Annotated in this window: 12 protein-coding genes; 7 read left to right on the top strand and 5 right to left on the bottom strand. The window is 59.9% G+C overall.

From position 1 onward, the window contains the following. The first annotated feature begins 146 nt into the window (after positions 1-146). On the top strand, positions 147-704 hold the full coding sequence (gloA, locus tag MDG893_RS19605) for a lactoylglutathione lyase (protein WP_007155583.1): 558 nt from the start codon (positions 147-149) through the stop codon (positions 702-704). Positions 705-723: 19 nt separating this feature from the next. On the opposite strand, the gene MDG893_RS19600 is transcribed toward gloA, so the two are convergent. The 5 genes from MDG893_RS19600 to MDG893_RS19580 form a co-directional block, all read right to left on the bottom strand. Continuing rightward, the gene (locus tag MDG893_RS19600; RefSeq protein ID WP_007155582.1) at positions 724-1,644 is read right to left on the bottom strand and encodes a DMT family transporter; all 921 of its coding nucleotides are present in this window, start codon (positions 1,642-1,644) and stop codon (positions 724-726) included. Continuing rightward, entirely contained in the window at positions 1,641-2,300 is a 660-nt protein-coding gene (locus tag MDG893_RS19595) for a LutC/YkgG family protein (RefSeq protein ID WP_007155581.1), read from the bottom strand. Before MDG893_RS19595 ends, MDG893_RS19600 begins: the two co-directional genes overlap by 4 nt. Then, complete coding sequence (locus MDG893_RS19590) at positions 2,297-3,748, bottom strand: LutB/LldF family L-lactate oxidation iron-sulfur protein (protein ID WP_007155580.1); 1,452 nt, start codon at positions 3,746-3,748, stop codon at positions 2,297-2,299. The genes MDG893_RS19595 and MDG893_RS19590 overlap by 4 nt, the downstream gene beginning before the upstream one ends. Then, positions 3,745-4,521, bottom strand: a complete 777-nt coding sequence (locus MDG893_RS19585) for a (Fe-S)-binding protein (protein ID WP_007155579.1) — start codon at positions 4,519-4,521, stop codon at positions 3,745-3,747. Before MDG893_RS19585 ends, MDG893_RS19590 begins: the two co-directional genes overlap by 4 nt. A gap of 167 nt (positions 4,522-4,688) precedes the next feature. Continuing rightward, the gene (locus MDG893_RS19580; RefSeq protein WP_007155578.1) at positions 4,689-4,958 is read right to left on the bottom strand and encodes a ComEA family DNA-binding protein; all 270 of its coding nucleotides are present in this window, start codon (positions 4,956-4,958) and stop codon (positions 4,689-4,691) included. 800 nt (positions 4,959-5,758) lie between these two features. On the opposite strand from MDG893_RS19580, the gene urtA reads away from it, so the two are divergent. From urtA to MDG893_RS19550, 6 genes are all read left to right on the top strand, one after another. Further along, entirely contained in the window at positions 5,759-7,069 is a 1,311-nt protein-coding gene (gene urtA, locus MDG893_RS19575) for an urea ABC transporter substrate-binding protein (protein ID WP_007155577.1), read from the top strand. A 97-nt stretch (positions 7,070-7,166) separates the two neighbouring features. Next, positions 7,167-8,765: an urea ABC transporter permease subunit UrtB gene (urtB, locus tag MDG893_RS19570; RefSeq protein ID WP_040474819.1), complete on the top strand. Its 1,599-nt coding sequence runs from the start codon at positions 7,167-7,169 to the stop codon at positions 8,763-8,765. A gap of 3 nt (positions 8,766-8,768) precedes the next feature. Next, on the top strand, positions 8,769-9,905 hold the full coding sequence (urtC, locus tag MDG893_RS19565; RefSeq protein ID WP_007155575.1) for an urea ABC transporter permease subunit UrtC: 1,137 nt from the start codon (positions 8,769-8,771) through the stop codon (positions 9,903-9,905). After that, a complete protein-coding gene (gene urtD, locus MDG893_RS19560) occupies positions 9,902-10,726 on the top strand; it encodes an urea ABC transporter ATP-binding protein UrtD (RefSeq protein WP_007155574.1) in 825 nt (274 codons plus the stop codon). The genes urtC and urtD overlap by 4 nt, the downstream gene beginning before the upstream one ends. A gap of 17 nt (positions 10,727-10,743) precedes the next feature. Further along, positions 10,744-11,442: an urea ABC transporter ATP-binding subunit UrtE gene (urtE, locus tag MDG893_RS19555; RefSeq protein ID WP_040474818.1), complete on the top strand. Its 699-nt coding sequence runs from the start codon at positions 10,744-10,746 to the stop codon at positions 11,440-11,442. Beyond that, positions 11,439-12,287, top strand: an 849-nt coding sequence (locus tag MDG893_RS19550; RefSeq protein ID WP_007155572.1) for an urease accessory protein UreD, incomplete at its 3' end; no start/stop codon positions are given. The genes urtE and MDG893_RS19550, both read left to right, overlap by 4 nt.

Genomic DNA, 12,287 nt, shown 5'->3' with positions numbered 1-12,287 from the left:
CCCCCCCCAACCATGCAATCAAAAAAGTTTCCAAGGCCCCACAGGTTTTGTGTCTCTGACTGTGGGGCCTTTTTTTGCCCTTGAAATCTCCCCGCAACGCACGCAAGTATAATGGTTGAATCCTGAACCCATAAAAGGGAGCTCCCATGCCCAAACACTTCGAACAAGCCCCCGGCCTGCACGAAGCAACCGTCCCCGAAACCGAAGGCTACGTCTTCAACCAAACCATGATGCGCATCAAAGACCCCGAGCGCTCCATGGACTTCTACACCCGGGTAATGGGCATGCGCCTCGTCAGAAAACTCGACTTCCCGGAAATGAAATTCACCCTCTACTTCCTCGCCTACCTCGACGACCGCCAGGCCAACATGGTCCCCAACGACGACGCTCACCGCACCACCTTCATCTTTGGCCGCGAAGCCATGCTCGAACTGACCCACAACTGGGGCACCGAAAACGATGAAGAGTTTGGCTACCATAATGGCAACGACGAGCCCCAGGGCTTTGGCCACATCGGCGTAGCGGTGCCGGACGTATACAGCGCCTGCGATCGCTTTGAAAAACTGGGTGTGGACTTCGTCAAGAAGCCGGACGACGGCAAAATGAAGGGCCTGGCGTTCATCAAGGACCCGGACGGCTACTGGATCGAAATCCTGCAGCCGAACATGCTCGAAAAGCAGCGCCGGGTAGAAGAGGAAGAGTAAACCGCCTGACTCGGCGGTATCAGGCAGTGTCGGGACGACTCCCGGCACTGCTGCGAGAGGCCACGATCACCGCCGCCGTCAGAATCAACGCCCCGGCAATACCGATCACCCCCAATTCCTCACCCAGAATTACCCAGGCAAGCATGGCCACGAACAGCGGCTCCAGAGTCACGATAATGCTCGACAGAGTAGCCGGTGTTGTCTTCATACCGCTGAAGAAACTCACATACCCCAGGCAGGTCGGCACAATACCGATGTAGGCCACCATCAGCCACTGCGAAAATTCCAGGCTTTGTAGCCCGTCAAAACCACCACTCAGCGCAACGACAGGCAGCAGGATCAGCGCGGCGGTAAAAAAGCAGATGAACGCCGTGGTGAACACCGGAGTACCGGTGGACGTGTGCCGGCTGGTCAGCGTAAACCCGGCATACACCAGCGCCGCCAGAACCGCCACCAGGATGCCACCGAGGCGAAGATGGCCAGCACTGTCCATGTCGCTGATCACCAGCATCGCGGTGCCGGCAATGGCGGCAGCCAGCGCCAGCATCGTCACCACGCCCGGTTTCTCGCCCAGCAGGGGCGCCGCCATGATGGCGACAAGCACGGGTGCCAGGCACAGGGCAATCAGCGTGGCGATACCTGCACCGGTCATGTCCACGGCCAGCAGGTAGCTGCCCTGATAGATCGCCTGGAAGAAGCCAAGGGCCACAAGCGGAACCAGAGCTTTACGGGTGAACTTTGGCGGAGAGGTTGCACTGCGAGCGAGCGCGCGTTGCTCCTTGAGCATCAGCCCAAAGAAGAAGGGTAAAGCGACCGCCAGCCTTAGGAAGCCCAGTGTCACTGCCTGCAGGTCGGAGCCGGAAAACAGGAATTTTGCCACGATACCCGTGGTCGCCCAGAGCAGGGCGGCCAGGGCAATCAGTAATGCGCCTCGGATCATTCAATAACCAGTACGATGAGTTCCTTGGGACCGTGAACACCGTAAGCGAGAGTTTGCTCGATATCAGCGGTCTTCGAAGGCCCGGAGACTAACAGCGCATTGGTTGGCATGCCAGCGGCCCAGTTCTGGGATTGCATGGCATCGTGGAACGTGGTGTACAACTCACTGGCCTTCAGGATCGCAATATGAATGGGCGGCACCAGGCTCATCAGCCGGGGCTCATCCGCCGTCGGCCAAAGAATCAGTGACCCGGTTTCGGCAATGCCGCCCCGGGTAGAGGTGATGCCGGCGTCCACCTCATTGAACAGTGCTTCCTGCCAGCTTTCGATGGGCTCGTCGTACACCAGCAGTTGCGGCAGGTCCTCGCGGTCTTTGGTGGCGCTTCTCAGGGCCTGGCCGATCTCATGTTCCTTGGCAATCAGCAGGGTCTGGGCGCCGCGGCTCTGAAGGATTTCAGCCAACCGGTCAATCCAGCCGGATTCCGTGGTGCGATGCACTTCCCCATGAACCGATTCGATGGTCCGTTCGAACATGTCCAGCCGTTCAGCGGTGCTCCAGTCCGGACGATCAAGCACTGAAAAATCGCATTCCGGGGCCGTCAGTTCACCGCCGGTGCGGTTGCGCAGGCGCTGGAGAATGGCGTCTCTGGAACTCATTGGCCACGCTCCTTCATCCGTTCGTGCAGGGTTTTGGGCGCCAGTTTTGGCGCGGTTCGGTATTGCGTCCAGGCGCCAATCTTGCCTGGCTGCAGCTTGCGGAATCGTGCGCCCAGGCTTGTGCCCAGGCGATAGAGGCCGGGTTTGGCGTGCATCCAGCTCCAGCCCTTCCAGATCATGGCTTCCACGCTACTGCGTTTGGCGCCATGGCCACGAACCTTGGCGGGGTGCAGCTTGTCCCCGTCAACGGATTCCTGTCGCAGCCGCACCAGCAGGTCCGGAATCGGGATCTTAACGGGGCAGACTTCACCACATGCCCCACACAGGCTTGAGGCCGTCGGCAGATGCCGGCCTTCATCAAGGCCCACCATATGCGGCATCAGGATTTTACCGATGGGGCCGGGGTAGGTGGTGCCATAGGTGTGGCCGCCCACCCGCGTATACACCGGGCAGTGGTTCATGCAGGCGCCGCAGCGAATGCAGCGCAGGGTGTCCAGCAGCTCGTCATCCTGATAGATGGTGGAGCGGCCATTGTCCACCAGCACCACGTGAACCTCTTCCGGGCCGTCCATCTCGTTGGCCTTGCGGGGGCCGGAAATCATATTGAAGTAGGTGGTAATGTGCTGGCCGGTGGCGGAACGGGTCAGTAGCGCCAGCAGGGCAGTCACGTCTTCCAGATTGGGCACCACCTTCTCAATGCCGGTCACGGCAATGTGGCAGGGTGGCACTGTGGTGGTCATACGGCCATTGCCTTCGTTTTCCACCAGGCACAGGGTGCCGGTTTCGGCCACCGCAAAGTTAACGCCGGAAATGCCCACGTCGGCATTACGGAACTTTTCCCGCAACTGCAATCGGGCATTCGCAGTCAGGTATTCCACGTCGTTGGAAAGGTCGGTGCCGGTTTTGTCGTGCAGCAGTTGGGAGATCTCGCCAGTGTTCTTGTGAATCGCCGGCATGATGATGTGCGAGGGTGTTTCTTCCGCCAGTTGCACAATGTACTCGCCAAGGTCCGACTCCAGCGCCTCGATGCCTTGTTCCTCAAGGTAATGGTTCAGCTCCATTTCCTCAGAGACCATGGACTTGCCTTTGATCGCCGTTTTGGCGTCCCGCGCCACGCAGATATCGCGCACGATACGGCAGGCTTCATCACCGTCGGTGGCCCAATGCACGGTAATGCCGTTCTCGGTCAGCTTCTGTTCCAGTTGCTCCAGCAAATCCGGCAGGCTGGCCAGGGCCCGCATGCGAATGTTGGCACCCAAGTCCCGAAGGGTTTCCAGGTCCCAACCTTCAAAGGCGGACTTGCGCTTGGTCATCAGACCGTCCATCGCCTTACGAAAGTTCTGGCGAACCTGCGGGTTGTGGATGGCCGCCCGGGCGCGCGGGTGGAACTCTTTTACATCGATGTGATGGGCGGAATGGTGTGAAGAGCCGTGTGTTGTCTCGCTCATGACTGTTCACCTCCACTGCTGGTGCGTTCCCAGAGGAAACTCAGAATGTGCTGGCCGGTCACCGGCTTCTGGTTTTTCTCAGCGTACCCGGCGATGTTCATCAAACATCCGCAGTCCGTGGTGACAAACTCTTTGGCGCCGGTGTCCACCAGGGTGTCCACTTTCTCGCTGACCATGGCCCCGGAAATTTCCGGATGGCGCACCGCGAAGGTACCGCCAAAGCCGCAGCATTCCTCCGCTCGAACCTGTTCTACAAGGTTGACGTTTTTTAGCTGCCCCAGCAGCTTGGGGCCGACTTCCGCCACACCCATTTCACGGCGGGCGGAGCAGGAGGTGTGCATGGCTACGGTGGTGGGTTCACCCAGGTCGTCCAGTTTAATGTGGCACACGTTCACCAGAAAGTCCGTCAGTTCCCATACCCGCCCGGCAATTTCAGCGGCCGCGACTTCATCGGAGGTGTCCTTGAACAGCGCCGGGTAATGCTTGCGCATCATGCCGCCACAGGAACCGGAGGGCACCACAATCGGCCAGTCTTCCGGAAACAGGCCGAGTTGGGCGCGGGCGACTGCGCGGGCTTCGTCGTGATAGCCGGAGGTGTAGGCAGGCTGGCCACAGCAGGTCTGGTCTTCAGGGTAGATGACCTGAATGCCTTCCCGCTCCAGCAACTGGATGCCGGCCATGCCCGCATCGGGATAGAACATGTCGACCAGGCAGGTGCCGTAGAAATAGACCTTGGAAGGTTTGGCCGGGTAAACCTTGATGGGATCAACCATAGTGCCGTCGCTCGCGATTATTATTGTCTCTCTGAGCCACAATAATAGGGCGGGGCCCTGGTAGTTGCCAGGCGACTTTATGGGGAGTCTGCGTGCTCGGAAAACGGGTGGGTTGGTAGCTGGTGTTGGGGAGCGGGCAGTGGCAGCCGGCCACTGCCCGAATAGCGTTATTCGACCGTCAGGCGCTCGGCGTTCTTTTCAACCGTGCGCTCACCAATGCCCTTGACGTTGGTCAGGTCGTTGCGGGACTGGAAAGGACCGTTGGCATCGCGATAGGCCACAATCGCTTCGGCTTTGCTCTGCCCGATGCCGTTGAGACTGGCCAGGGTTTCGATGTCGGCGGTGTTGATGTTGATGGTGGCGGGTTCAGCGTGGGCGAAACCGGTGAACAGGCTGAACAGAAGGACCATCATGGCGATAAAAGGGGTGCGTTTCATTCTTGCTTTGCTCCTGAGAGTGATTTTACGTGTCTGATTATTCGTCAGGACGTAAAAGCGGCGGAGCTGGTTGGAAAAGAAAAAGTAACCGGCGAGATGGGGAAGTGCACGGACAGGAACACATTCCCTATGCTCCTGAGCCCGTGGCTGACCCCATGCCTGATCCTTCAGGCTGCGCACCATCCTGTGCGCGTCTTCCCTGGTGTTCGTCCCTGTGGCCCTGATTCCCTGGGCAACTCCTGATCCGTGGAGTTATCTTCCCTGAGCCAGCTTTCCTTGCCGGCTTCTCATCCTTGACGTTGACCATTCTACATGGGAGTCATTCTCAAGAAATCGGACATTCGCTCCCTTATCTGTGCGATATCTCTTACAGATTTGTAATCAAACGGACAGGTGAAGATTGAACGTATGTTCATGCATTTTCTGGATTTTCCCGTTTACAGCTCCGGTGCACGATTAAGGGTCTGGAGCACCAGAGTTGACCATTCTGTTGCCCCATTTTTTGACAATAACCAGAGGCCAGTTGGCATCAGAATAAAAACAACATTTAAAACAACAGGTTATTTTTTAAGTTCATAGAATTGCAGGTTTGTGGGTTTGGCGCATCGTAATAGTGCGCTTAGCGGAGTGGCGATTCATCGTGGTGCATTACTGCTGGTTCGAAAGTCCGGTAAGTGGTTATCAAATGTCATTTAACTGACTGAAAAATAAAGCGTGTTTTTAATTCTGGAACAGCTGATGCAGAGGTGTTGGTGCATTTTGGGGCAATAACACCAATCAATCCGAAAAGGATGCACAACATGACGATTAGAAAACACGTGAAACTGGGCCTGTCAGCGCTGGCTCTCTCAATGTCTCTTAACGCAGCGGCCGCCGAAGATCCCATTAAGGTCGGCATCCTCCACTCCCTCTCCGGCACCATGGCCATCAGTGAAACCGTGCTGAAAGACACCGTCGAAATGCTCATCGCCAAGCAGAACGCCGAAGGTGGTGTTCTGGGCCGTGAACTGGAAGCAGTTGTGGTTGACCCTGCCTCTAACTGGCCGCTGTTTGCCGAAAAGGCTCGTGAGCTTCTGGCTCAGGAAAAAGTGGACGTGATTTTCGGCAACTGGACGTCCGTATCCCGTAAATCCGTACTGCCGGTGGTTGAAGAACTCAACGGCCTGCTGTTCTACCCGGTTCAGTACGAAGGTGAAGAATCTTCCGAGAACGTTTTCTATACCGGTGCCGCTCCCAACCAGCAGGCCATTCCTGCGGTGGACTACCTGATGAACAACATCGGCGTTGAACGCTGGGTACTGGCCGGTACCGACTATGTGTACCCGCGCACCACCAACAAAATCCTTGAGACTTACCTGATGGACCAGGGCGTGGCCAAGGAAGACATCATGATCAACTACACGCCTTTCGGTCACTCCGACTGGCAGAACATTGTGTCTGACATCAAGCGTTTCGGCTCCGCTGGTAAGAAGACCGCCGTGGTCTCCACCATCAACGGCGACGCCAACGTACCGTTCTACCGTGAACTGGGTAACCAGGGCATCTCCGCTTCCGACATTCCGGTGGTGGCGTTCTCCGTGGGTGAGCAGGAGCTTTCCGGTATCGACACAGGCCCGCTGGTTGGCCACCTGGCGGCGTGGAACTACTTCATGAGCGTGGACAGCGATGCCAACTACGACTTCATCGACCAGTGGATCGAGCACACAGGCAACGAAGAAGCCGTCACCAACGACCCGATGGAAGCTCACTACATCGGCTTCAACATGTACATCGAAGCGGTGAAGAAAGCAGGCACCACCGACGTGGACGCGGTCAAAGACGCCATCATCGGCGTGAGCGTACCGAACCTCACCGGCGGCTACGCCACCATGATGCCCAACCACCACATCACCAAGCCGGTGCTGATCGGTGAAATCCAGGACAACGGCCAGTTCTCCGTGGTCTGGGAAACCCCGTCTACCGTGGCTGGCGATGCCTGGTCTGACTTCCTGCCGGGTTCGCGTGACCTGATCGCCGACTGGCGCAAGCCGATGTTCTGCGGAAGTTTCAACACTGCAACCGGCAAGTGCGGCGCCTCCGCTGGAGAAATGGCGGCTGAAGAAGCCGAATAAGGCATAGCAGCCAACAGAGCAATACAGACAACCGGGAGCCGCCATGCTGCCCCGGTTGTCGCCCCCGCAACTCGCTTTCAACCGACAGGACATCATCATGAGCATCCTTCGATCGCTCACATTGCTGCTTATCGCCCTGGTTTCCGTGCTCTCGCTTCCGGCCTCCGCCCAGGAAGACGACCCCGGAAAGGCCCTGCTGAATAACCTTGCAGAAGTGCCCGCCAGCCGCGTGGAAGAGGCCATCAATGCCATCGTCAGCAGCGGTGATGAAAGAGCCAGGGGCTGGCTCGAAGCTTATGGCAACAACCGCCTGAGCCGGATAGACGACACCGGCCAGGTCGTGATCGTACTGAACAACCGGGGCCGGGACTGGGAAATCGCCAACCCGCTGACCGGAGAGAACATGGGCGAAATGTCCCGCCGCGAGCTGGACCGGATCGCCATCAATAACCGGATACGGGGCCAGCTTGAGGGCATTCTTGCCATGCTGGACCTGAACGCCACAGACCCTGACGTGCGTGAAGCCTCCGCACAGGACATGATGGGCAAAGTGGACGCTTCCCTGGTCGAGCCGCTGGAAGCGCAGCTGGAGCGGGAAGAGAACGCCTCGGTGCGCAACCGCATCGAAGAGGCATTGGCCATTTACAGAGTGGGTGAGGGTAATCTTGAGGCCGTGGACGTACTGGCCGGCAGCCTTCATCCCCGTGCACGGGCCGCCCTGAACGAAGCCGTGCGCAGCGACAATCCGGCCCTGGCCGACAAGGCCGAACAGGCCCTGGCTTCCATCGAACAGAAACTGAAGCTCAACCGCGCCGCCGAAACCCTCTACTTCGGCCTCAGCCTGGGTTCCGTACTGGTACTGGCCGCCATCGGCCTGGCCATCACCTTCGGCGTGATGGGCGTTATCAACATGGCCCACGGCGAATTGATCATGCTGGGCGCCTACACCACCTGGGGCATGCAGCAACTGTTGCCGGGCCAGCCTGGCCTGGCACTGATTTTCTCGATTCCCGCCGGCTTCCTGGTGGCGGCCACCGCCGGCATCATCATCGAGCGCAGCGTAATCCAGTTCCTCAAGGGCCGCCCGCTGGAAACCCTGCTGGCCACCTTTGGTATCAGCCTCATCCTGCAGCAGCTGGTGCGTACCGTGATCTCGCCCCAGAACCGTACCGTGGTGACACCGGAGTGGATGAGCGGCTCGCTGGTAATCAACGACGCGCTCTCGCTGACCCTCAACCGCCTCTATGTATTGGCGTTCGCACTGATCGTCTTCGCCGCGCTGATGATGATCATGCGCAAAACCCGCCTCGGCCTGGAAGTGCGTGCCGTTACCCAGAATCGCGCCATGGCACGCTCCATGGGCATCCGCGCGACCCGTGTGGACATCATGACCTTCGCCCTGGGCTCCGGCGTTGCCGGCCTGGCCGGTGTGGCGCTGTCCCAGCTCACCAACGTCGGCCCCAACCTGGGCCAGAACTACATCATCGACTCATTCATGGTGGTGGTGTTCGGTGGCGTGGGCAACCTGTGGGGCACGCTCATCGCCGGGTTGTCGCTGGGCACCATCAACCAGTTGCTGGAACCCTGGGCTGGTGCCGTACTCGCGAAGATCATTGTGCTGGTCTTCATCATCCTGTTCATTCAAAAACGGCCGAAGGGGCTCTTCCCCCAGAAAGGCCGGGCTGCGGAGGGTTAAGGTATGTGGTTGACTCGACCCTTGCGTGAGCGATCCACGCAGATTTTCCTGGGCGTTCTGTTTGCAGCCCTGGCCATCGTGACCTTCCTTCACGTGGCCATGCCCGAAGACAGCGCCCTGTATGTCAGCGCCTACACCGTGACATTGCTGGGCAAATACCTGTGTTACGCCTTGCTCGCGGTGGCAGTGGATCTGGTGTGGGGGTACCTCGGTATTCTCAGCCTGGGCCACGGTGCCTTCTTTGCCATCGGCGGCTACGCCATGGGCATGTACCTGATGCGCCAGATCGGCGATCGCGGCACCTACGGCGATCCCATCCTGCCGGACTTCATGGTGTTCCTGAACTGGCAGGAACTGCCCTGGTACTGGCTCGGGTTCGACATGGCCTGGTTTGCCTTCATCATGGTGCTGCTGGCCCCGGGCCTGTTGGCGCTGGTGTTCGGCTTCCTTGCCTTCCGTTCTCGGGTCACCGGCGTGTACCTGTCCATCATCACCCAGGCGCTCACCTTCGCGCTGATGCTGGCGTTCTTCCGCAACGAGATGGGCTTCGGCGGTAACAATGGTCTGACCGACTTCCGCGACATCCTCGGCTTCAACCTGCGCACCGACGCCACCCGTTTGGGGCTGTTCATCGCCACCGGCATCGCCCTAGCCATTGGCTACGTGATCTGCCGCGGCATTGTCACCAGCAAGCTGGGCCGGGTCAGCATCGCCTGCCGCGATGCCGAAGCCCGCGCCCGCTTCCTGGGCTACCGGGTGGACCGGGTGCAGCTGTTCGTGTTCGTGGTATCCGCCATGCTGGCGGGTGTAGCGGGCGCCTTGTACGTGCCCCAGGTGGGCATCATCAACCCCAGCGAATTCTCGCCGCTGTTTTCCATTGAGGTGGTGGTGTGGGTTGCCCTTGGCGGCCGCGCAACGCTCTATGGCGCGGTGATCGGCGCGGTACTGGTGAACTACGCCAAAACCGTGTTCACCGGCGTGATGCCGGATGCCTGGCTGTTCGCCCTGGGTGGCCTGTTCGTGCTGGTCACCGTGTTCCTGCCCAAGGGCATCGCCGGCCTGCTGGCCAGCCGCCGCAAGGGCAAACAGGATGAACAGGACACCCCAACCGCCCCATCCACCACGGAGGCGACCGCATGAGCATCATCGAGGAGCTTTCCAACCGCGACCGGGTGTTCGAATTCCTGACCCCGGCGGTCTCCCCCGTGGACACCCGCCACGGGCCGATCCTCTACATGGAAGACGTCAACGTGAGCTTCGATGGCTTCCGGGCCATCAACAACCTCAACATGACCATCGACGACGGCGAACTGCGTTGCATCATCGGGCCGAACGGCGCGGGCAAAACCACCATGATGGACATCATCACCGGTAAAACCGCCCCGGACACCGGTTCGGTCTGGTTCGGCAGCCGCCACAACCTGCTGACCATGAACGAGCCGGAAATCGCCACCCTCGGCATCGGCCGCAAGTTCCAGAAGCCCACCGTGTTCGAAGCCTTAACGGTGTTCGAAAACCTCGAACTGGCCATGGCCACCGACAAGCGGGTGATTCCCACCCTGCGGGCCGCCATGAAAGCGGAGTTTCGCGAACGCATCGGCGAAGTGCTGGAAACCATCGGCCTGCAGGACTTGCGAAACCAGCTGGCGGGCATCCTCTCCCACGGCCAGAAGCAGTGGCTGGAAATCGGCATGCTGCTGATGCAGAAGCCGCGCCTGCTGCTGGTGGACGAACCCGTCGCCGGCATGACCGAACAGGAAATGGAACGCACCGCCGAACTGCTTACCAGCCTCGCCGGCAAGCAGTCGGTTGTGGTGGTGGAGCACGACATGGGCTTCGTGCGCTCCATCGCCCGCAAGGTCACCGTGTTGCACCAGGGCAGCGTGCTGGCGGAAGGCAGCATGGACCAGGTCTCCAACGACCCGGAAGTGATCAAGGTGTATCTCGGGGAGGAAGCCTGATGCCAACTGAAAGCCAAATGCTAAAGATCGAAAAGCTGAACCAGTTCTACGGCGAAAGCCACACCCTGTGGGAGCTGGAGCTGGACGTGCCCAAAGGCCAGTGCACCTGCGTGATGGGTCGCAACGGCGTAGGCAAAACCACCCTGATGAAATGCGTGATGGGGGAGGAAACCACCAGCAGCGGCAGCATCCAGTTTGATGGCGGCACCGAACTGATCAAACAGAAACTGGAAGAACGCTCCCGCCTGGGCATCGGATACGTGCCCCAGGGCCGGCAGATTTTCCCGCTGCTGACCGTGGAAGAAAACCTGCGCACCGGCCTGGCCGTGCGCAAGGATGGCAGCAAGAAAATCCCCGAGCGCATCTACGAACTATTCCCCGTGCTCAAGGAAATGAAAAACCGCCGTGGCGGCGACCTCTCCGGCGGGCAACAGCAACAGCTCGCCATCGGCCGCGCCCTGGTGATCGAGCCCCAGTTACTGATCCTCGACGAACCCGGCGAAGGCATCCAGCCCAACATCGTGGCCCAGATCGGCGAAGTCATCCGCCGGTTGATCAAGGAAGACGGCCTGACGGTGTTGCTGGTGGAGCAGAAACTGCCCTTCGCCCGCAAATACGCCGACCGCTTCGCCATCATGGACCGCGGCCGCCGCGTCGCCGAGGGCGAGATTGCCGAGCTGTCTGATGAACTCATCAAGAAGCACCTGACGGTATGACCGCCTACGAGCCCATAACAACCCGCGCCACCAACGCCGCCGACGCGAGCCACGACTCCGGCCACCGCTTCGACGCGGGCCGGCGCTGGGCCGCCACCCTGGACCTGGCCTTCGACGCCAGGCAGGAACAGGGCGCGCAGGTGACCCGCATGACCCGCACCCGGTTCAAAGGGCCGTTACGGGTACAGCGGCCCTTCTACCCGGAAGGCAAAACCGGCTGCTGCCACGTGTACCTGCTACACCCGCCCGGCGGCCTGGTCAGCGGCGACGCCCTGAACATCAACGTGTCGGTTGGCAGTGGCGCCCACACCCTGGTGACCACCCCCGCGGCGGCAAAACTCTACAAAGCCGACCGCAACGGCGTTGCCTGGGCGCAGCACACACACCTGAACGTCGCCAACGGCGGCGTTCTCGAATACCTGCCCCAGGAAACCCTCGGCTTCAACGGCTCCCGGGGCGAGCAGACCACCACCATCGACCTGGAAACCGGCGCCAAATGCCTGGGCTGGGAAATCCTCGCTTTGGGTCGCCCGGCTAGCAACCTGCCGTTCGTCACCGGCCACATGGAGCAGCGGTTCACCCTGAATATGGACGGCAAACCCCTGTGGCTGGAACGCCAACTGTTGGACCCCTCCCATGCCCGTTTTCAAGGCAAATGGGGGCAGGGCGGGGCCACCGTCCAAGCCACCCTGTGGGTGGTTGGTTTGGATGACGAAGCCGGCGCGGTGGAAGCCATCCGCGAACAATTAACGACCTCCGCCCAGTGGGCCATTACTCGTCGGCGTGGTGTGGTTCTGTTGCGTTACCAGGGCAATGAAAGAAACGAAGCATGGGATGTTTGTCTG

Source organism: Marinobacter algicola DG893, assembly GCF_000170835.1.
Lineage (GTDB): Bacteria > Pseudomonadota > Gammaproteobacteria > Pseudomonadales > Oleiphilaceae > Marinobacter > Marinobacter algicola.
The sequence above is the reverse complement of the archived record's forward strand: the minus strand, read 5'-3'. Positions and strand labels throughout refer to the sequence as shown.